19 protein-coding genes and 1 tRNA gene are annotated in these 18935 nt (G+C 67.1%); 7 read left to right on the top strand and 13 right to left on the bottom strand.

The features are described from left to right. Window positions 1-2: 2 nt before the first annotated feature. The 3 genes from LIN44_RS03700 to LIN44_RS03690 are packed head-to-tail and all read right to left on the bottom strand — an operon-like array spanning window position 3 to window position 3430. The gene (locus tag LIN44_RS03700) at window positions 3-2165 is read right to left on the bottom strand and encodes a sensor histidine kinase (RefSeq protein WP_227313551.1); all 2163 of its coding nucleotides are present in this window, start codon (window positions 2163-2165) and stop codon (window positions 3-5) included. After that, entirely contained in the window at window positions 2162-2485 is a 324-nt protein-coding gene (locus LIN44_RS03695; protein WP_227313550.1) for a PP0621 family protein, read from the bottom strand. Before LIN44_RS03695 ends, LIN44_RS03700 begins: the two co-directional genes overlap by 4 nt. Window positions 2486-2491: 6 nt before the next feature. Beyond that, the gene (locus LIN44_RS03690) at window positions 2492-3430 is read right to left on the bottom strand and encodes an inner membrane protein YpjD (RefSeq protein ID WP_227313549.1); all 939 of its coding nucleotides are present in this window, start codon (window positions 3428-3430) and stop codon (window positions 2492-2494) included. A gap of 142 nt (window positions 3431-3572) precedes the next feature. Between LIN44_RS03690 and ffh the strand changes: the two genes are divergently transcribed. Both ffh and LIN44_RS03680 read left to right on the top strand, forming a co-directional pair. After that, the gene (gene ffh, locus LIN44_RS03685) at window positions 3573-4967 is read left to right on the top strand and encodes a signal recognition particle protein (protein ID WP_012353919.1); all 1395 of its coding nucleotides are present in this window, start codon (window positions 3573-3575) and stop codon (window positions 4965-4967) included. Window positions 4968-5020: 53 nt separating this feature from the next. After that, window positions 5021-5563: a hypoxanthine-guanine phosphoribosyltransferase gene (locus tag LIN44_RS03680; RefSeq protein WP_116309731.1), complete on the top strand. Its 543-nt coding sequence runs from the start codon at window positions 5021-5023 to the stop codon at window positions 5561-5563. A gap of 185 nt (window positions 5564-5748) precedes the next feature. Here LIN44_RS03680 and LIN44_RS03675 read toward each other — a convergent pair whose 3' ends face one another. The 4 genes from LIN44_RS03675 to LIN44_RS03660 all read right to left on the bottom strand — a co-directional run bounded on the left by LIN44_RS03675 (window position 5749) and on the right by LIN44_RS03660 (window position 9879). After that, a complete protein-coding gene (locus LIN44_RS03675) occupies window positions 5749-6372 on the bottom strand; it encodes a LysE family translocator (RefSeq protein ID WP_112776867.1) in 624 nt (207 codons plus the stop codon). 119 nt (window positions 6373-6491) lie between these two features. Then, window positions 6492-7382 carry a 2OG-Fe(II) oxygenase gene (locus tag LIN44_RS03670; protein WP_227313548.1) on the bottom strand — a complete coding sequence of 297 codons (891 nt, stop codon included), beginning with the start codon at window positions 7380-7382 and terminating at the stop codon, window positions 6492-6494. Further along, the gene (locus LIN44_RS03665; protein ID WP_227313547.1) at window positions 7379-8152 is read right to left on the bottom strand and encodes a lytic transglycosylase domain-containing protein; all 774 of its coding nucleotides are present in this window, start codon (window positions 8150-8152) and stop codon (window positions 7379-7381) included. Before LIN44_RS03665 ends, LIN44_RS03670 begins: the two co-directional genes overlap by 4 nt. Before the next feature lie 5 nt (window positions 8153-8157). Beyond that, window positions 8158-9879, bottom strand: a complete 1722-nt coding sequence (locus LIN44_RS03660; RefSeq protein ID WP_227313546.1) for a proline--tRNA ligase — start codon at window positions 9877-9879, stop codon at window positions 8158-8160. Window positions 9880-10072: 193 nt separating this feature from the next. On the opposite strand from LIN44_RS03660, the gene LIN44_RS03655 reads away from it, so the two are divergent. Further along, complete coding sequence (locus tag LIN44_RS03655; protein ID WP_227313545.1) at window positions 10073-10771, top strand: RNA pyrophosphohydrolase; 699 nt, start codon at window positions 10073-10075, stop codon at window positions 10769-10771. Then, window positions 10764-11345: a CNP1-like family protein gene (locus tag LIN44_RS03650; protein WP_227313544.1), complete on the top strand. Its 582-nt coding sequence runs from the start codon at window positions 10764-10766 to the stop codon at window positions 11343-11345. The genes LIN44_RS03655 and LIN44_RS03650 overlap by 8 nt, the downstream gene beginning before the upstream one ends. A 70-nt stretch (window positions 11346-11415) precedes the next feature. Here the strand turns inward: LIN44_RS03650 and proB are convergent, their stop codons facing one another. The 4 genes from proB to rplU all read right to left on the bottom strand — a co-directional run bounded on the left by proB (window position 11416) and on the right by rplU (window position 14530). After that, the gene (gene proB / locus LIN44_RS03645) at window positions 11416-12534 is read right to left on the bottom strand and encodes a glutamate 5-kinase (protein WP_227313543.1); all 1119 of its coding nucleotides are present in this window, start codon (window positions 12532-12534) and stop codon (window positions 11416-11418) included. Between the two features lie 156 nt (window positions 12535-12690). Beyond that, complete coding sequence (obgE, locus tag LIN44_RS03640; RefSeq protein WP_227313542.1) at window positions 12691-13788, bottom strand: GTPase ObgE; 1098 nt, start codon at window positions 13786-13788, stop codon at window positions 12691-12693. 130 nt (window positions 13789-13918) lie between these two features. Continuing rightward, window positions 13919-14179, bottom strand: coding sequence for a 50S ribosomal protein L27 (rpmA, locus tag LIN44_RS03635; RefSeq protein ID WP_092306246.1), 261 nt, complete (start codon window positions 14177-14179; stop codon window positions 13919-13921). Between the two features lie 39 nt (window positions 14180-14218). Further along, window positions 14219-14530 (bottom strand): 50S ribosomal protein L21, encoded by a 312-nt coding sequence (gene rplU / locus LIN44_RS03630; protein ID WP_006576525.1) that lies wholly within the window; start codon window positions 14528-14530, stop codon window positions 14219-14221. A 479-nt stretch (window positions 14531-15009) separates the two neighbouring features. Between rplU and ispB the strand changes: the two genes are divergently transcribed. Further along, window positions 15010-15939, top strand: coding sequence for an octaprenyl diphosphate synthase (gene ispB / locus LIN44_RS03625; RefSeq protein ID WP_227314332.1), 930 nt, complete (start codon window positions 15010-15012; stop codon window positions 15937-15939). A 119-nt stretch (window positions 15940-16058) separates the two neighbouring features. Further along, window positions 16059-16135, top strand: a tRNA-Pro gene (locus LIN44_RS03620). Window positions 16136-16194: 59 nt separating this feature from the next. Here LIN44_RS03620 and LIN44_RS03615 read toward each other — a convergent pair. After that, entirely contained in the window at window positions 16195-16506 is a 312-nt protein-coding gene (locus LIN44_RS03615; RefSeq protein ID WP_227313541.1) for a helix-turn-helix domain-containing protein, read from the bottom strand. Next, window positions 16496-16834 carry a type II toxin-antitoxin system RelE/ParE family toxin gene (locus LIN44_RS03610; protein ID WP_227313540.1) on the bottom strand — a complete coding sequence of 113 codons (339 nt, stop codon included), beginning with the start codon at window positions 16832-16834 and terminating at the stop codon, window positions 16496-16498. The genes LIN44_RS03615 and LIN44_RS03610 overlap by 11 nt, the downstream gene beginning before the upstream one ends. Window positions 16835-17155: 321 nt before the next feature. Between LIN44_RS03610 and pilB the strand changes: the two genes are divergently transcribed. After that, window positions 17156-18880 carry a type IV-A pilus assembly ATPase PilB gene (gene pilB / locus LIN44_RS03605; RefSeq protein ID WP_227313539.1) on the top strand — a complete coding sequence of 575 codons (1725 nt, stop codon included), beginning with the start codon at window positions 17156-17158 and terminating at the stop codon, window positions 18878-18880. The last annotated feature ends 55 nt before the right edge of the window (window positions 18881-18935 follow it).

Raw genomic sequence — 18935 nt, 5'->3', positions numbered from 1 at the left:
GTTCAGGCGACGGTGGCCGCGGCGGCTTCGGCGCTCTCGATGCGCAGCGTCAGCACGAAGGCCTTGGCCGGCAGTGTATCGCGCGCGGCGGGGGCCAGCACGCCGGTGCGTTCGATCAGCGCCGGCAGCGAGATGGTGCCGTAGCGCACCTGGGCGTCATTGGCGCCGCACAGCTCGCGCGCCATGAACAGGCCCAGCCCGGTGCCCTGGGCATTGCTGGTGAAGAATGGCTCGAACAGGCTGCGCTGGTGTTCGCGCGCCACCTCGGCGCCGTCGTTCCAGACGATCAGCTCGGCATGGTGCTGGTCCAGCGCGTGCGCCAGCAACCGGATCGAGCCCGGCAGCCGGCTGCAGTAGCGCCAGGCGTTGTCGAGCAGGTTGCCGAGCACCTGCTGCAGCTGCGCGGCGTCGAACACCACCGGCTGGGCCACGTCGACGGTCAGGCGGATGGCATTGGCGTTGATGTCGGCGCGGCCGGCCGGGCGGGTCTCGCCGGCGCGCGGGCGGCGCTGGCGCATTTCGGCGCGCCAGCGCTCGACGATCTCGGGCAGCGCCTGCGCCAGGTGCACGGTGCTGCGGCCGGTGCGCGGGCGGCGCGACATCTGCAGCACGTCCGACACCACCTGGTCCAGCCGGCGCACGTTGTCGTGGATGATGCGCAGCAGGCGGGCATCGATATCGACATCGGCCCCGCCCGGATCATGCGCGGCCGGGTCATGCGCGGCCGGATCGTGCCGGCCGGAATCGCCGAGCAGCTCGCTGGCCTGGCTGATTGCCGCCAGCGGGTTGCGGATCTGGTGGGCGATGCTGGCCACCAGCCGGCCCATCGCGGCCAGCTTTTCCTGCTGCACCTGCTCGGCGATGCGTTCCCAGCTTTCGATATGGACCAGCACGGTGTCACGCATCTCGCTGCGCAGCAGCGCCTCGTCCTCCTGCGACCAGGCCATGGCCTCGTTCTGGGCGATGGCCAGGCGCAGGCGGCCGGCGGCTTCGGGCGACAGTTCGTTCCACGCGGCGGTGTCGAGCGCGGCCGGGACGGTGCGGCCATGCGCCATGGTCGAGCGCAGCCCGGCCAGGCCCGGCAGCACGAAGCGCAGCCGCAGCCGGGTATGCTGCATGGTGCCGTCGGCCAGCGCGGCGCCCGAGGCCATCGGCAGCAGCTGCAGGATGCGCGGCACGTCGTCCTTGCTGCGCAGCCAGTCGCGCAGCATTTCCATCAGCGGCTGCAGGCGCGGGATGCGGCGCAGGTCGAACAGCACGGTATCGCCGCCGCCCTGCCCGGCCTCGCCGCCGGGCGCGCCGCCGAGCTTGCGCGAGTAGATGCGCTCGTGCGGCTGCACCCCCAGCAGCACCACCGCGGCGGGGTTGGCGGCCACCACCGCGCCGTTGGCGCGCACCAGCATCACGCCGTCCTGCATGTCGTTGACCATCAGCCGGTTGACCAGCTGCTGCAGCCGCAGCTCCTGCTCGCGCGCCAGCGCCAGGCGCTCCTGCGCGAGCTGGCGGTTGGCCAGCATATACATCAGCAGCGCGGCGATCATGAACACCAGGCCGAACAGGCCCGAGCCCAGCAGCCCGGCATCGGCCTGGCGCAGCAGGATGGTGTGCATGAAGGGCCCGCTCATCACCACCAGCGCCGAGATGGCCGCGGCAAACAGCGCGAACAGCAGGCTGGTCAGCGCGCCGGCCTCCAGCGCCGGCAGCAGGAAGATCATCGCCAGGCCCTCGGCGTGCCCGCCGCGCCCCAGCACGCTGAAGACCAGCGCCAGCAGCGCCAGGTCGGCCAGCACCTGCACCCGCACGCGCAGATGGAAATGCCGGCGCCACAGGGTGCCGGCCAGCATCGCCAGCGCAATGCCAAGGTAAGGGACGGCGACGGCCATAGCCGCCGCATGCTCGATGCCGCCCATGGCCTCCAGGCCAAAGGGCAAGGCGGGGATCGCGGCAGTAATGGTGGAAGCGGCGGCGCTGGCGGCGCCGGTGGCCGGCTCGCCGCGCCGCATCAGCGCAAAGCCGACCAGCAGCAGGCCCACGGCGACGCGGGTCCAGCAGAAATAGCGCAGCAGGCGCCAGTGGAAGTCAGGCGGCTCGGGCTGGCGCCATAGCTGCGCCAGGCCGCGCCAGGCGTTCAGCCGCTGCCAGGCCGACGGCGCCGGCTGGGTCATGGGCGCGGGCCGCTGCCGCCATCGCCGCTGCCGTGGCTGCCTTCGGTGCGGCTTTCCGTGCGGCTTTCGTCGGGCAGGTGGCTGCGCCGGCAGTAGTGCAGGCCGCGCCAGGCGATGGCGTCGCCCTGCGGCAGGTGCACGCCGCACTGGGCGCACTGGACCATGCGTTCGGCGCGGGCATCGGGCGTGCCGGCGGCGGCGTGTTCGCTGGCCTCGCGCGCCTGGCGGGCGCGATGCTCGGCCAGCCGGGCCTCGGCGCGGGCGCGCAGCCACCAGAAGACGCCCAGCACCACGGCCAGCAGGATCAGGATACGTGCCATGGAAAATCAGAGCCGGTGCAGCACGACTTCAATCACGAAACGGCTGCCGACATAGGCCAGCAGCAGGATGCCGAACGAGGCGATGACCCAGCGCAGCGCCACCTTGCCGCGCCAGCCGCGGAAGATGCGCCCGGCCAGGATGCCGCCGAACATGGCCCACGAGATCAGCGCGAACACGGTCTTGTGGTCCAGCCGGAAGGCGCGCCCGAACAGCTCTTCGGAGAACAGCAGGCCCGAGCCGATGGTCAGCGTCAGCAGCACGAAGCCGGCGCCGATCAGCCGGAACAGCAGCTTCTCCAGCGTCAGCAGCGGCGGCAGCAGGTCCAGCCAGCGCCCCAGCCACTGGCTGGGCTGCTGTTGCGACGTCCGTGCCGGCGCGTGCCGGAAGCCGTGCAGGCGCCGCTCGGCCAGCAGCATCAGAAAGGCGTGGAACGCCGCCAGCGTGAACAGCCCGTAGGCCACGTTGGCGATGATGAAATGCAGCTTGAACAGCGGCCGCGCCGCGTAGCCCAGGATCTGCGCGCCGGGAAACGCCAGCGGCATCAGGCTGGCCACCAGCGCCACCGGGATCACGATCAGGCCCAGCCCCGCCAGCGAGAAGAAGAAGCTCTCGATCCAGTAGATGCCCACGCCCAGCCACAGCATGGCCGACAGCGCAAAGGCAAAGCCGAACATCATGCGCTCGGCCGGGAAGATGGTTTCGTGCAGCAGCATGCCGTGGCTGGCCAGCGCCGCCAGCATCAGCACGTGCCACCAGGCCGGGCGCCCTTCGCCGTGCGCGCCGCCGGACGGCGGGATGCCACCGCCGCCCGCCACCAGCACCGCCGTGGCCGAAGCGCCGGCCGGACCGGTTGAAGCGGCCACGCGCGGATGGCGCGTGGCCCAGCCGTGCCAGGCCAGGCCGCAATAGAGAAGTGCCGTCAGGGCATACAGTACAATGACCATTTACGCAGTTTACCTTAGTGCCCACGGCCGGTGGCGGCCCGCTTGAACCGGTGTGGCCGGTGTTCCAGGCCCGCCCCGTGTGCCGGACTGCCTCCCGATTTCAGCCCCGAGCCCTGCTCCGACTTCTCCCCCGATTCCTGCCATGCTGGACAATCTCACTCAACGCCTGGCGCGTGTGGTCAAGACCATGCGCGGCGAGGCGCGCCTGACCGAGGCCAACACCGCCGAGATGCTGCGCGAAGTGCGCCTTGCCATGCTCGAAGCCGACGTGGCGCTGCCGGTCGTGCGCGAATTCGTCGCCCGCGTCAAGGAAAAGGCCATGGGCGAAGAGGTGGTCAGCAGCCTCACGCCGGGCCAGGCCCTGGTCGGCGTGGTCCAGCGCGAGCTGACCGCGGTGATCGGCGGCGCCGAGGCCGCCAGCGGCAACAACAAGGAATCCGAGCTGAACCTGGCGGTGCAGCCGCCCGCCATCATCCTGATGGCCGGCCTGCAGGGCGCCGGCAAGACCACCACCGCCGGCAAGCTGGCCAAGTGGCTCAAGGAAAACAAAAAGAAGAAGGTGCTGACGGTCTCGTGCGACGTCTACCGCCCCGCCGCCATCGCCCAGCTCAAGACCGTGTCCGAGCAGGTCGGCGCGGAATTCTTCCCGTCGCAGCCGGACCAGAAGCCGGTGGACATCGCCCGCGCGGCGGTGGACTGGGCGCGCAAGCATTACCACGACGTGCTGATCGTCGACACGGCCGGCCGGCTGGGTATCGACGAGGCGATGATGCAGGAAATCGCCGCGCTGCACGCCGAGCTGAAGCCGGCTGAAACGCTGTTCGTGGTCGACGCCATGCTGGGCCAGGACGCCGTCAACACCGCCAAGGCCTTCAATGACACCCTGCCGCTGACCGGCGTGGTGCTGACCAAGCTGGACGGCGATGCGCGCGGCGGCGCGGCGCTGTCGGTGCGCCATATCACCGGCCGCCCGATCAAGTTCGTCGGCGTCGGCGAAAAGCTGGACGGCCTGGAGCCGTTCTACCCCGACCGCATGGCCCAGCGCATCCTGGGCATGGGCGACATCCTGGCGCTGGTCGAGGAAGCCCAGCGCGGCGTCGACATGGCGGCGGCCGAGAAGCTGGCCAAGAAGATCAAGAAGACCGGCGACTTCGACCTCGAAGACTTCAAGGCCCAGATCGGCCAGATGAAGAAGATGGGCGGGCTGGGCAGCCTGGTCGACAAGCTGCCGGCGCAGTTCGCCCAGCAGGCGCAGGGCGCCAACATGGACCAGGCCGAGAAGCAGGTGGCACGCATGGAGGGCATCATCAACAGCATGACCCCGGCCGAGCGCGCCAAGCCGGACCTGATCAAGGCCAGCCGCAAGCGCCGCATCGCCGCGGGCGCCGGCGTGCCGGTGCAGGAAGTCAACCGCCTGCTCAACCAGTTCGACCAGATGCAATCCATGATGAAGAAGCTCAAGGGCGGCGGCATGATGAAGATGATGCGCCAGATGGGCGCGATGAAGGGCGGCATGAAGGGCCTCTTCAACCGCTGAAGCCCGCTGCCGCAAGCCGAACCGCCTCCCCGCAAAAGAACAGGAAAGACATCATGATGAGCGCCGAACAGGCCCGCGAGCTGTGGGCCAATTCCGAAGAAATCGTCTCCGCCGCGGAAGTCCAGGCCTCGCTGGACCGCATGGCCGCGGACATCACCGCCAGGATGGGCAATGACTTCCCGCTGGTGCTGTCGGTGATGGGCGGCGCGGTGGTGTTCACCGGCATGCTGCTGCCCAAGCTGGCATTCCCGCTGGAGTTCGACTACATCCACCTCTCGCGCTACAACAACAAGACCGTCGGCGGCGAGATGCAATGGCGCGTGGCGCCGCGCGAATCGGTCAAGGACCGCGTGGTGCTGGTGCTCGACGACATCCTCGATGAAGGCGAGACCATGGCGGCCATCCGCCAGCGCATCATGGACATGGGCGCCAAGGAATTCCACGCCGCGGTGCTGTGCGAGAAGACGCTGAGCAAACCCAAGCCGATGCATCCGGACTTCTGCGGCTTTGCGGTGCCGGACCGCTACGTGTTTGGGTGCGGCATGGATGCGAAGGGGTACTGGCGGAATCTGGATTCGATTCGGGCGCTGGTTTGATCTAGACGGGCGCGGCGCGCGCTGAGGGTGTTCTCCCCTCTCCCGCTCGCGGGAGAGGGGCGGGGGTGAGGGCCGGCGCTGGCAAAAGCGACGCGTGTGACTTCGTTGAGGCTTCGGCCCTCACCCCATCCCTCTCCCGCAAGCGGGAGAGGGAGCAAACAAGCGGGGAGTTGGAAGGCGTTCGGCTACGCCTGGTGCGTCCCCAGGATCGGCCACAGCGACGCCAGCAGCAGCACCGCCATCCCGATATTGAATGCCCGCAGCACCTTCGGCCGCGCCAGCCAGCGCCGCAGCGCCGAGCCGCACAACGCCCACATCGCCACGCTGGGCAGGTTCACCACGCCGAAGATCCCCGACAGCAGCAGCACGTTGAGCCACAGGTTGCCGTGCAGCACATAGGTACTGCACGCGCCCACCGCCATCACCCACGCCTTGGGATTGACCCACTGGAACGCCGCCGCGGCCCAGAAGCCCATCGGCCGCGCCACCTGCTGGTCCTGCACGCCGCCGGCCGTGGCCAGCTTCCAGGCCAGCCAGACCAGGTAGACCGTTGCCACCACCCGCAGCACCTGCCAGGTCCACGGGAACGCATGGAACAGCGACCCCAGCCCCAGCCCGACCAGCCCCACCATCAGCGCGAAGCCGATACTGACGCCGAGCAGGTGCGGCACCGTGCGCAGGAAGCCGAAGTTCACGCCCGAGGCGAGCAGCATGGTGTTGTTCGGACCGGGGGTGATCGACGACACCAGGGCGAAGCCGGCAAAGGCGGCAAAGACACCGGTGCCGGCGGCGAATTGGGACACTTCCATGACTGACTCCAGGCGTTCAAGTACGTTTCAGAAATCAGTCTACGGTCAGTGGGCGGTACAGTACCGGTACAGTTTTTCAGAAATAGGCCGATACGCCGGACGTCAGCGTGCCGGCACAATCAGCGTTCGCTGCGGTACGGCCGTTCGCGCAGCCATTTGGTGGCGATCCACTTTTCCCCGGATGCCACCGGCAGGCCCGCGTGCAGGGTGCGGTCATCGAGCGTGCCGTCGGGCAGCAGGTAACTGAAGTAGACCGCATTGCCCTTGACCGGCGCCACCTCCAGGCCCACGCGCGGAAACGCGGTGGCGCCGCCCGCCTCGGGGGTGTTCAGGTAGATCACCAGCGTGGCGATGCGCTGCCCGCCGACGGACAGCTGCCGCGCTTCGCCGGGCCGCTGCGGGTTGAAGTAATCGAAGTGCGGCTGGTACTCGCCGCCCGGCTTGTAGTTCAGGATCTGCAAGCCTTCGCCGTGCTCGGCCGGCACCCCGGTGACCGCGGCGATGCGGGCCTCGATGCGGGCGATCAGGGCGTGCTCGGCCACCTGGAACATCGCGCCCATGCTGGTGCGGGCGTCGATCAGGTTCTCGTCGCCGGTGTCGGGATTGACCACCGGCGAGCGTGCCAGGCGGCCGCGCGACAGCGCCACCAGCGCATCGCACTCGTCGTCGCTCAGCAGCTGCTGGAACAGCTGCACCTGCGGCGAGGCCAGCCGGAACAGCACCGGCACGCGGCGGTCGCCGCCATCGGCGGCGTAGACCGCGGGCGTGCCGGCGGCCGCCGCTTCAGCCTGCGCCGGCCGTTGCGGCGCCGCGGCGACGGTGTCCCGCGCAAACGCGGCGGCCACGGCACGGCGCGCGAAGGCGTCGTCGTAGCCCGAGCGCAGCATCGACAGCACCAGCGCATCGGCGGTAAAGCCCTGGGCGATATGCCGGGCCAGCCATTGTTCGAGTTCGGGCGAGGATTCGGTGTAGCCGGTCTTGCCGCCGGCAACGGATGCTTCGCGGATCATGACGGATTGACTGCGACGCGCTGCGACGAAAACGGGTTGCGGGCCGGCGGCTCCGCCACCGGCGCGCGCGGGCGCGACGGCGCGATCTCGGCATCGCCGGCCACGGTGACAGTGGCTTCGGAATACTGCCAGCGCTTCCACGCCGCCAGCACCGCGTTGGGATACTCGGGGCGGCCGCGGCTGCCGTTGTAGCGGCCCAGCGCCAGGTACAGGTCGCCCTGCTCGCGGTCCAGGTAGTAGCGCAGGATGGTGCAGCCGTAGCGCAGGTTGCTCTGCAGGTGGAACAGCTTGCGCGCGTCGCTGTCGCCGATGGTGCGCACCCAGAACGGCATCACCTGCATCAGCCCGCGCGCGCCGGCCGAGCTGATCGCGTACTTGCGGAAGTTGCTCTCGACCTGGATCAGGCCCAGCACCAGCGCGGGCTCCAGGCCGGCGCGCTTGGCTTCGTAGTAGGCCACCTCGATCAGCTCGACCCGCACCTGCGGCTCGGGGATGCGCGAGGCCAGCCGCGCCGACATCTCGCCCAGCCACTTCAGGTAAGCCAGCCGCTCGCCGCCGGAGGCGAACACCGGCCGCAGCGGCCGGTCATCGGCAATGGCCGCGGCCAGCGCACCGCGCACCGAATCGGCCAGGTCTTCTTCCTTCTGCGCGCCGGCGTGCGCCGCCGGGGCCGCCAGCGCCAGCAGGAATGCCAGCAGCGATACCATCAGCGCGCCCGCCAGGCGGCGGGCGGCAACAGCGGCGGCGGTCAGGCCGCGGACGGCGCGCATGAGGCTCAGTCTGCCAGCAGGCTGCGCACGTGGCCGACCACCTCGGCCACGCTGACGGCGGTGGCCTGCGCGTCGCGCCGGCCCTGGTACTCGACCTTGCCTTCCTTCAGGCCGCGGTCGCCCACCACCACGCGGTGCGGCACGCCGATCAGCTCCCAGTCGGCAAACATCACGCCCGGGCGCTCGCCGCGGTCGTCGAGGATCACGTCGACGCCGGCGGCGAGCAGCTCGGCATGGATGCGGTCGGCCTCGGCCTTGACGGCCTCGGAGCGGTCGTAGCCCACCGGGCAGATCACCACCGCGAACGGGGCGATCGCGGCCGGCCAGATGATGCCGCGCTCATCGAAGTTCTGCTCGATCGCCGCGCCCAGGATACGGGTGATGCCGATGCCATAGCAGCCCATCTGCATCGGCTGGGTCTTGCCGTTCTCGTCGAGGAAGGTGGCGTTCATCGATTCCGAGTAACGCGTGCCCAGCATGAACACGTGGCCCACCTCGATGCCGCGGCAGATTTCCAGCGTGCCCTGGCCGTCCGGCGAGGCGTCGCCGGCGACCACGTTGCGCAGGTCGGCGACGATCGGCTCGGGCAGGTCGCGGCCCCAGTTGACGCCGGTGTAGTGGTAGTCGCGGTAGTTGGCGCCGCAGATGAAGTCGCTCATGTTGGCGACGGTGCGGTCGGCGACCACCTTGACCGGCTTCTTCATGTCGATCGGGCCCAGGTAGCCCGGAGGCGAGCCGAAGGCTTCGACGATCTCGTTCTCGGTGGCAAAGCGGAAGTCGGCCAGCCCCGGCACCTTGGAGGCCTTGACCTCGTTCAGCTCGTGGTCGGCGCGGATCAGCAGCAGCCAGATCTGGGTGCCGGCCTCGCCGTCGGTGGCCAGCACGATCGACTTGACGTTGGTCTCGAGCGGGACCTTCAGGAATTCGGCCACCTGCTCGCACTTGACCTTCTCCGGGGTGAAGGTCTTGACCAGGTCCTGCCTGGGTGCGGCGCGCTCGGCCAGCAGCGGCAGCGCCTCGGCGGCCTCCATGTTGGCGGCGTAGGCCGAGGTCGGGCAGTAGACGATGGCGTCTTCGCCGGTCTCGGCGATCACGTGGAACTCATGCGAGCCCGAGCCGCCGATGGCGCCGTTGTCGGCCGCCACGGCGCGGAATTCCAGCCCGAAGCGGCGGAAGATGCGCACGTAGGCGTCGTACATGTTCTCGTACGACTTGCGCAGGCCGTCAGTGTCGCGGTCGAAGGAATAGGCGTCCTTCATGGTGAACTCGCGCCCGCGCATGATGCCGAAGCGCGGCCGGCGCTCGTCGCGGAACTTGGTCTGGATCTGGTAGAAATTGAGCGGCAGCTGCTTGTAGCTGCGGATATCGCTGCGGGCGATGTCGGTCACTACCTCTTCGGAGGTAGGCTGCACCGCGAAGTCGCGCTCATGGCGGTCCTTCAGGCGCAGCAGTTCGGGCCCCATCTTGTCCCAGCGGCCGGTCTCCTGCCACAGTTCGGCCGGCTGGATCACCGGCATCGACAGTTCCACCGCGCCGGCGCGGTTCATTTCCTCGCGCACGATGTTTTCCACCTTGCGGATCACGCGCAGCCCGACCGGCATGTAGGTGTAGATGCCGGCGCCCAGCTTCTTGATCATGCCGGCGCGCATCATCAGCTTGTGCGAAACGATTTCCGCGTCGGCGGGCGCTTCCTTGAGGGTGGAAATGAAGAATTGCGAGGCTTTCATCCGTAATTTCTCTCTGGGCCGCCAAGGTCGGAAAAATCCGTCCCGGCACGATCCGGGGGGCCGGCGGCGCTGAATTATGCGCACGCGCCTGAAACTGCCCTTCCGCTCGGGGAAAACCACCATCCCCCGGTCCGGGCCCGGCTGCGCGCTTCCTTTATAATCAGCGTAATTCTAAAGGATTCGAGGTGCAGTCATGCTCGATCGTGAAGGCTTTCGCCCGAACGTCGGCATCATCCTCCTCAACGCAAGAAACGAGGTTTTCTGGGGCAAGCGAATCGGCGAACACTCCTGGCAGTTTCCGCAGGGCGGCATCAAGTACGGCGAAACGCCGGAACAGGCCATGTACCGCGAACTGCATGAGGAAATCGGCCTGCTTCCGGAGCACGTCAGGATCGTCGGTCGCACGCGCGACTGGCTGCGTTACGAGGTGCCGGACAAGTTCATCCGCCGCGAGATCCGCGGCCACTACAAGGGCCAGAAACAAATCTGGTTCCTGCTGCGCATGGCCGGCAGGGACTGCGATATCCACCTGCGCGCCACCGAGCACCCGGAGTTCGATGCCTGGCGCTGGAGCCATTACTGGGTGCCGCTGGAAGCCGTGATCGAATTCAAGCGCGATGTCTACCAGATGGCGCTGACGGAATTGTCACGCTTCCTCAACCGGCATCCGCGCGTGCCGCTCAGCCCCTATGGCACGCATGGCACGCATGGCGCCCATGGTGCCCACGGCGTGCACGGACGCCACGGCGGGCCGCGCGGCCAGGCACTGAGCCGCGCCCAGGCCGCGCAGCAGGCCGACGCCGACGGCAATGCCGAAGCCCCGGCCGCGGCCGCCGCCGACTACGTTTCGCCGGCGACGCCGGTATCCACTACACGGAGCACTGATGACTAGTTTGACCGCCGTGGGCCGCCGCCGCGGCCTGAGCGCTGCCGGGCTGCTGCTTGCCACGGCCAGCCTGGCCCTGGCCGGCTGCAAGACCACCGGCAAGGAGATGGCGGAGGAAGAGAGCACCTGGAACAACCCGTTCGCGCCCAAGACCTTCGAGGAAGCCAAGGCCATGCTGCCGCCATTGCCGCAGGAGGCCAACCTGATCCCGTTCTCGGTGGCCGGCACCGGCACGCTGTCGTTCGCGGTGGACAGCAAGTCGATCTCGGTGGGCAAGGACAACGTGGTGCGCTATACCGCCGTCACCACCAGCCAGAGCGGCGCCCGCAATGTCACCTTCGAAGGCCTGCGCTGCGACGTGTTCGAGCGCAAGCTGTACGCGACCCTGCCCCCGGGCGCCACCGAATGGGTACCCAACACCAGCGACTACGGCGAGACCTGGCACCGCATGCAGACCGGGGTACGCAACGCCTACGCCGCGACGCTGGCGATCGATTTCTTCTGCGAGGGCCGCACCGTGGCCGGCAAGCCCGCGGACATGGTGCGCGAGCTGCAATCGCGCGCGCCCAGCAAGCGCTGAAGCGCTGCGCGCACCGACATGAAAAAACGGCGGGACTGCCAGGCGGTCCCGCCGTTTTTGCTTGCCTCGCTCAGACCAGCACCAGGTTGTCGCGATGGATCAGCTCGGGCTCGTTCAGGTGGCCGAGCACGGCTTCGATCTCGGACGACGGCTTGCGCGCGATCAGCCGCGACTCCGCGCTGGAATAGTTGGTGATGCCGCGCGCCACCTCCTTGCCTTGCGCATCGACGCAGGCAATCACCTCGCCGCGGGCGAATTCGCCCTGCACTTCGACCACGCCGATCGGCAGCAGCGACTTGCCGCCGCTGGTCAGCTTCTCGACCGCTCCGTCGTCGATCACGACGCGGCCGCGCAGCTGCAGATGGTCGGCCATCCATTGCTTGCGCGCCGTCAGCCGCCCGGTCGGCGCCAGCAACTGGGTGCCGATCGCCTCGCCGGCCGCCAGGCGCTCCAGCACGTTGGCCTCGCGTCCCGAGGCGATGGTGGTATGCGCACCGGACTTGGCCGCGCGCTTGGCCGCCAGGATCTTGGTCAGCATGCCGCCGCGCCCGATCGAGGTGCCGGCGCCACCGGCCATCGCTTCCAGTTCCGGCGTGCCGGCCAGCGCCTCGTCGACGAACTGCGCGGCCGGGTCCTTGCGCGGATCGGCGGTGTAGAGGCCGCGCTGGTCGGTCAGGATCACCAGCGCGTCGCCCTCGATCAGGTTGGTGACCAGCGCACCGAGCGTGTCGTTGTCGCCGAACTTGATTTCATCGGTGACCACGGTGTCGTTCTCGTTGATGATCGGCACCACGCCCAGCGACAGCAGCGTCAGCAGCGTCGAGCGCGCGTTCAGGTAGCGCTCGCGGTCGGCCAGGTCGGCGTGGGTCAGCAGCACCTGCGCGGTGCGGATGCCATAGCGGCCGAACTGGCTCTCATAGACCTGCGCCAGCCCCATCTGGCCCACTGCGGCGGCCGCCTGCAATTCATGGATTTCCTTCGGGCGGCGCACCCAGCCGAGCCGCTGCATGCCTTCGGCAATGGCGCCGGAACTGACCAGCACCACTTCCTTGCCGGCCACGCGCAGCTTGGCGATCTGGGCCGCCCAGCGGGCGATGGCGTCGTGGTCCAGCCCCTTGCCGTCGTTGGTGACCAGGCTCGAGCCCACTTTGACGACGATGCGCTTTGCCTGCGCGATGACCGATTGCATGGTGGAAATCCTGTCTCCGATTGTGTTCCCCTCTCCCCTCAGGGGAGAGGGCAGGGTGAGGGGTGGTTTGACAAGGCGCCACGCCCGATCGGGCCCCCGCCCTCACCCCCGGCCCCTCTCCCGACGCGGGAGAGGGGAGCCAACCATTGGCCCTGCTTATGCCTCGCGCTGGCCCTGGTCGACGTTATGCAGGCGGTCGTCCAGGCGGATGTCCGGCTCTGCCAGCGCCGCGGCCTCTTCGGCCTTGATCGCCTGCAGGTGGTCCTTGATCGCGTAGATCAGCTCGCGGCAGCCTTCGCCGGTCAGCGCCGAGATCTGGAACACCGGGCCCTTCCACTTGTAGCGCTTGAGGAAGTCCTTCACGCGCGCGGCGCGCTCATCCTCGGGCACCATGTCGAGCTTGTTCAGCACCAGCCAGCGCGGCTTTTCATACAGGGTCTCGTCGTACTTCTTCAGCTCGTTGACGATGGCCTTGGCCTCGGCGACCGGGTCGACCGCTTCGTCGAACGGTGCCAGGTCGACGATATGCAGCAGCAGCCCGGTGCGCTGCAGGTGGCGCAGGAACTGGTGGCCCAGGCCCGCGCCTTCGGCCGCGCCTTCGATCAGGCCGGGAATGTCGGCGACCACGAACGATTGCTCATGGTCCACGCGCACCACGCCCAGGTTGGGGTGCAGCGTGGTGAACGGATAGTCCGCCACCTTGGGGCGCGCGTTGGAGATATGCGAGATAAAGGTCGACTTGCCGGCATTGGGCATGCCCAGCAGGCCGACGTCGGCCAGCACCTTCAGCTCCAGCTTGAGCATGCGGCGCTCGCCCGGCTTGCCGTCGACCTGCTGGCGCGGGGCACGGTTGGTACTGGACTTGAAGTGCAGGTTGCCCCAGCCGCCCATGCCGCCTTCGGCCAGGCACACGCGCTGACCATGCTCGGTCAGATCGGCGATGACCTCGCCGGTGTCCATGTCGGTGATCAGCGTGCCCACCGGCATGCGCAGCGTGATGTCTTCACCGGCGGCGCCGTAGCAATCGGAGCCGCGGCCGTTCTCGCCGTTCTTCGCCACATGCTTCTTGGCGTAGCGGAAATCGATCAGCGTATTGATATTGCGGTCCGCCACGGCGAACACGCTGCCGCCGCGGCCGCCGTCGCCACCATCCGGGCCGCCGAAGGGCACAAACTTCTCGCGCCGGAACGAGGCGCTGCCATTGCCGCCGTTGCCGGCAATGGCTTCGATTCGGGCTTCGTCGATGAACTTCATGATGGGTTTTCCGTAATGGATCGGCAGGATCGGCAGCGATCGGCAGATCGGGGGCCGGCGTAGTTTACTCCGCCAGAAAAGAAAAAGCCCCGCAAGCGTTGCGGGGCCTTTCGTCCTGCAAAGGCTGTTATCAGGCCGCCGGGACGACGCTGACTTGCTGCTTCTTGGCAGGGCCCTTGACGGCGAACTGCACGTGGCCGTCGACCAGGGCGAACAGCGTGTGGTCCTTGCCCACGCCGACGTTGTCGCCGGCATGCACGCGGGTACCGCGCTGGCGCACGATGATGCCGCCGGCGTTGATGGCCTGGCCACCAAACACCTTCACGCCCAGACGCTTCGATTCGGAATCACGGCCGTTCCGCGTGGAACCGCCGCCTTTTTTCTGTGCCATGTCTTACTCCTGTCGCTTTACCGGATTACGCTCGATCGATCAGGCAACGATCGCTTCGATGCGCAGTTCGGTGTAATTCTGACGATGGCCCTGACGCTTCTGGTAGTGCTTGCGACGGCGCATCTTGAAGATCTTCACCTTGTCGTGACGACCCTGGGAGATAACGGTAGCCTTGACGGAAGCCCCGCTCACCAGCGGCGTACCAAACTTGATTTGGTCGCCGGCGCCCACTGCGAGCACCTGGTCGAGCGTGATTTCTGCGCCAATGTCTGCCGGTATCTGTTCTACTTTCAGTTTTTCGCCAGCAGCAACCTTGTATTGCTTGCCGCCGGTTTTTACGACCGCGTACATTGTCGAACCTCTCGGATGTGAATAAAACGCCGAAGCCGCGCGATGCGGCCCGGTTATCTCCCACCGGCAAGGACCCGCAAGGCGAGCGACTACCGGAGGAAACCGGGAATTGTAAACGAGATCGAGGAAAACTGCAAAGAAAACAGGCACATAGCCTGCGAGCGGCGCGCCCGGCACAATCCGCCGCGGCTGGGCTCAGGTCAGATCGGCGAGCAGAAACCCCGCCAGTGCGGCAAACGCCACCCACCAGGCGGTGCGGCGCAGTTGGCGGCGAGGTACGGGCTTGTCCATGGCTGCAATTATAGTGGCGCCCATGACTGACGCCGCTGCGCGCCTACCCTGAGCCGATCGTCCGGCAAACTATGCGGGGCATGCGTAGAACGCCGCCTGCATCGCATATAATCGTCCGGTTTTGCGCAACGGTGATCATCTTGTCCCAGCCTTCCGCCACTGCCTTGCTTGCCCCGGTCGCTGCAGACATGCGCGCGGTCGATGCTGTTATCCGCCAGCGGCTGTCCTCCGAAGTCCCGCTGATCGAACAGATCGGCGAATACATCATCGGTGCCGGCGGCAAGCGCCTGCGCCCGGTGATCCTGCTGCTGACGGCGCGCGCGCTGGGTTACGACGGCAACCGCCACCACGAACTGGCCGCCGTCGTGGAATTCATCCATACCGCCACGCTGCTGCACGACGATGTCGTCGACGAGTCCGAACTGCGGCGCGGGCGCGACACCGCCAACGCCGTGTTCGGCAATGCCGCCAGCGTGCTGGTGGGCGACTTCCTCTATTCGCGCGCGTTCCAGATGATGGTCGATGCCGGCAGCATGCGCATCATGGAGATCCTGTCCAACGCGACCAACGTGATCGCCGAGGGCGAAGTGCTGCAGCTGCTGAACATGCACGACCCCGACGTCACCGTCGAGCGCTACCTGCAGGTGATCCGCTACAAGACCGCCAAGCTGTTCGAGGCCGCCGCGCAGCTGGGCGCGGTGCTGTCCGGCGCCGACGCGCAGATGGAAGAAGCCGCCGCCGAATACGGCCGCCGCATCGGCACCGCGTTCCAGCTGATCGACGACATGCTGGACTACACCGCCAGCGCCGAACAGATGGGCAAGAACGCCGGCGACGACCTGCGCGAAGGCAAGCCCACCCTGCCGCTGCTGCACCTGCTGGAACACGGCACCGCCGAGCAGCGCCAGCTGGCCCGCGACGCAATCGTGCAAGGCGGCACCGAGCATTTCGACGCGGTCTTTGCCGCGATCCACGCCAGCGGCGCGCTCGAGGTCACCTTCGAAGCCGCACGGCGCGAAGCCGATGCCGCCGAGCAGGCAGCCCGGCAGTTCCCGCCGTCCGAGCTGAAGGAAACGCTGATCCAGCTGTGCGCGTTCTCGCTGCAGCGGCAGTCGTGAACCGGGACGAACGGCGGGGATGAACGGCGTTTCCCTCCGCCCTCTTCCATTCCCCAAAAAACGCTGCTAAACTTACGTTCTTTGCTGCTGACGCTACAACGTCTGTCGGCAAACCAAATCGGGGTGTAGCTTAGCCTGGTAGAGCGCTACGTTCGGGACGTAGAGGCCGGAGGTTCGAATCCTCTCACCCCGACCAGATTTAAAAAGCCGAATCAACGAAAGTTGGTTCGGCTTTTTGTCTTTCTACCCACCTTCTCAGCCCTTGATGGCTTTGCGCTGTCGCTTGAATGCTTTCAGCTCGGCTGCGGAGAAAAGCTGGCTGCGCCCGACTTCCGCCCGTGGAACCACCTTGCCATCGCGCACCAGCCGGCGGAAGGTAGCCATCGAGATTTCGAGGTATTGGGCAGCCTCGGCCGCGGTGAAATCCTCCTCCGCCAGGTGGCCAAAGACTTCCTCGTGCGAGAAATTCTCGTCACCAAAGGCCTGCTGTCCGATCAGCGTGAAGAACCTGACGCGTTCCCGCGGGGGCAACTCGCCGAGGGCATGCAGCAGATCTTCAGCGGTCATCGTGTCCATTTCTTTCAGCCCTCAGGTATTTCTTGAGCTCGTCATAGAAGTTCTCATGCGAGCCGACCTTGTAGAAATCGATCCATAGCACCTCAAGTGCCACGCCTTTCACGTTGAACCCCTGCGGCAGTGGCCGGTAGGCGATCAGGTATTCCTGCCGGTTGAACCTGAATTTATGCACCCGGATGCCAGCCAGGTCGCCAGTCTTCGCTTCCCCCAGCTCGGGCACGGCACAGAGCTCCTCAACCTCGTCTTCGATCGCCAGTTGCAGCGGCTTGTGTGCTTTCTTGACGAATTGAGCGAAAGGCTTCTTGTAGTTGCGCCGCATGCGATGTTATACACTCATTTTTGATTCTATAACAGATCAGCCGACGCCGGACGCCGGCGAGCCACCACGCCGAGAAGCATGGCTGGCCAGCCACCAATGGGGATTGGGGCAATTCTCAAATTGCCGTCTGCTGTGCTCGCGTCTCCGTGGGAACCGGGCCCCGCGCAAGTAGGGTTGCGCCGGTGTCGCGCAAACGCCAATACGTCCCGCCGTCGCCTTTACAAAAAGTGACCCCATCGGCAAACTGCCCCGATCCCAAGAAGCGGGCTCGTCTCGTCCTGCCCTGTCCGCGGACACTGCTCCAACCACTGCGCACCTGCCATGACCCTCGGACTTGCCCTGGCCCAGAGCCGGCGTATCGCGCCCGCCCTGCTTGCTCAGCTGGAGCAGGCCGCACGTGAAAAGCAATCGCAGCTGATCGACGAGATCGTCGGCAGCGGCACCATGAGCGCGCACGACCTGGCGCTGTTCGCCGCCGACAAGTACCAGCTGCCGCTGCTGGACCTGGCCCAGTACAACCTCTCCAAGGTGCCGCCGGCGCTGGCTGGCAACCGTGAATTCCATGCCCACCGGCTGCTGCCGCTGGGCCGGCGCGACAACCGCCTGGTGCTGGCGCTGTCCGATCCGTCCAACCAGGCCGGCCTGGATGCGATCCGCGACAAGTACAAGCTGCCGGTCGAAGCGGTGGTGGTCGAGCACGACAAGCTGATGAAGCATGTGCGCGCCGCCGGCGAGGCCCTGGGGACGCTGAAGAACATCTCGCCGGTGCAGGCCGAGCGCAAGATGATCGAATACGATCCGGTCGCCGCCGCCGCCAACCCGCGCAACCGCACCACGGCCGACAACATCGACGACGCCCCGGTGGTGCGCTTCCTGCAGAAGCTGCTGACCGAGGCCTTCCACCGCGGCGCGTCGGACCTGCACTTCGAACCGTTCGAAACTTTCTACCGCATCCGCTTCCGCGTCGATGGCGTGCTGCAGGAAGTCGCGCGCCCGCCGCTGGATATCCGCGACAAGATCGCGACCCGGATCAAGGTGCTGTCGCGGCTGGATATTTCTGAAAAGCGTGTGCCGCAGGACGGCCGCATGAAGCTGCTGATCGCGCTGCCCAAGGACAAGGATGCCAAGGAAACCGTCGAGAAGGCGGTGGACTTCCGCGTGTCGACGCTGCCGACGCTGTTCGGCGAGAAGATCGTGATGCGGATCCTGGAATCGTCGTCCGACAAGCTCGACATCGACCAGCTCGGCTACGAGCCGGAGCAGAAGGCGCTGCTGCTGGACGTGATCAAGCGCCCGTACGGCATGGTGCTGGTGACCGGCCCCACGGGCAGCGGCAAGACCGTGTCGCTGTACACCTTCCTGAACCTGCTGAACCAGGGCGACATCAATATCTCCACGGCCGAGGACCCAGCCGAAATCCAGCTGCCGGGCATCAACCAGGTCAACGTCAACGACAAGGCCGGGCTGACCTTTGCCGCCGCGCTGCGCTCGTTCCTGCGCCAGGATCCGGACATCATCATGGTCGGCGAAATCCGCGACCTGGAAACCGCCGACATTTCCATCAAGGCCGCGCAGACCGGCCACCTGGTGTTGTCGACGCTGCACACCAACGACGCGCCGACCACGCTGACCCGCCTGATGAACATGGGCGTGGCCGCCTTCAACATTGCCTCGAGCGTGCTGATGATCACCGCGCAGCGGCTGGCGCGGCGGCTGTGCACCTGCAAGCGCGAGGGCGAGATCCCGCGCGAGGCCTTGCTGGAAGCGGGCTTCCGCGAGCAGGACCTGGACGGCAGCTGGCAGCCCTACCATCCGGTCGGCTGCGAGCGCTGCAACGGCAGCGGCTACAAGGGCCGCTGCGGCATCTACCAGGTGATGCCGATCACCGAGGCCATGCAGGAGATCATCCTGGCGCACGGCACCGCGCTGCAGATTGCCGAGCAGGCGCGCAAGGACGGCGTGCTATCGTTGCGCGAAGCGGGGCTGCTGAAGGTCAGGCAGGGCGTCACGTCACTCGAAGAAGTGCTGGCGACCACAAATACGTAGGGAAGCACGACATAACGTAAAGACAAGACGCACAACAAGCGTCATTTACATCGGG

This window comes from Cupriavidus sp. MP-37 (assembly GCF_020618415.1).
GTDB lineage: Bacteria > Pseudomonadota > Gammaproteobacteria > Burkholderiales > Burkholderiaceae > Cupriavidus.
The sequence above is the reverse complement of the archived record's forward strand: the minus strand, read 5'-3'. Positions and strand labels throughout refer to the sequence as shown.

Coding starts and splice junctions, on each gene's coding strand:
- LIN44_RS03700 (WP_227313551.1), bottom strand. CDS start 2,165: ATGACCCAGCCGGCGCCGTCGGCCTGGCAGCGGCTGAACGCCTGGCGC.
- LIN44_RS03665 (WP_227313547.1), bottom strand. CDS start 8,152: ATGCGCGCCGTCCGCGGCCTGACCGCCGCCGCTGTTGCCGCCCGCCGC.
- obgE (WP_227313542.1), bottom strand. CDS start 13,788: ATGAAGTTCATCGACGAAGCCCGAATCGAAGCCATTGCCGGCAACGGC.
- ffh (WP_012353919.1), top strand. CDS start 3,573: ATGCTGGACAATCTCACTCAACGCCTGGCGCGTGTGGTCAAGACCATG.
- LIN44_RS03680 (WP_116309731.1), top strand. CDS start 5,021: ATGATGAGCGCCGAACAGGCCCGCGAGCTGTGGGCCAATTCCGAAGAA.
- LIN44_RS03610 (WP_227313540.1), bottom strand. CDS start 16,834: ATGCGGCGCAACTACAAGAAGCCTTTCGCTCAATTCGTCAAGAAAGCA.
- rplU (WP_006576525.1), bottom strand. CDS start 14,530: ATGTACGCGGTCGTAAAAACCGGCGGCAAGCAATACAAGGTTGCTGCT.
- LIN44_RS03660 (WP_227313546.1), bottom strand. CDS start 9,879: ATGAAAGCCTCGCAATTCTTCATTTCCACCCTCAAGGAAGCGCCCGCC.
- rpmA (WP_092306246.1), bottom strand. CDS start 14,179: ATGGCACAGAAAAAAGGCGGCGGTTCCACGCGGAACGGCCGTGATTCC.
- LIN44_RS03675 (WP_112776867.1), bottom strand. CDS start 6,372: ATGGAAGTGTCCCAATTCGCCGCCGGCACCGGTGTCTTTGCCGCCTTT.
- LIN44_RS03695 (WP_227313550.1), bottom strand. CDS start 2,485: ATGGCACGTATCCTGATCCTGCTGGCCGTGGTGCTGGGCGTCTTCTGG.
- ispB (WP_227314332.1), top strand. CDS start 15,010: ATGCGCGCGGTCGATGCTGTTATCCGCCAGCGGCTGTCCTCCGAAGTC.
- LIN44_RS03690 (WP_227313549.1), bottom strand. CDS start 3,430: ATGGTCATTGTACTGTATGCCCTGACGGCACTTCTCTATTGCGGCCTG.
- LIN44_RS03655 (WP_227313545.1), top strand. CDS start 10,073: ATGCTCGATCGTGAAGGCTTTCGCCCGAACGTCGGCATCATCCTCCTC.
- pilB (WP_227313539.1), top strand. CDS start 17,156: ATGACCCTCGGACTTGCCCTGGCCCAGAGCCGGCGTATCGCGCCCGCC.
- proB (WP_227313543.1), bottom strand. CDS start 12,534: ATGCAATCGGTCATCGCGCAGGCAAAGCGCATCGTCGTCAAAGTGGGC.
- LIN44_RS03670 (WP_227313548.1), bottom strand. CDS start 7,382: ATGATCCGCGAAGCATCCGTTGCCGGCGGCAAGACCGGCTACACCGAA.
- LIN44_RS03615 (WP_227313541.1), bottom strand. CDS start 16,506: ATGACCGCTGAAGATCTGCTGCATGCCCTCGGCGAGTTGCCCCCGCGG.
- LIN44_RS03650 (WP_227313544.1), top strand. CDS start 10,764: ATGACTAGTTTGACCGCCGTGGGCCGCCGCCGCGGCCTGAGCGCTGCC.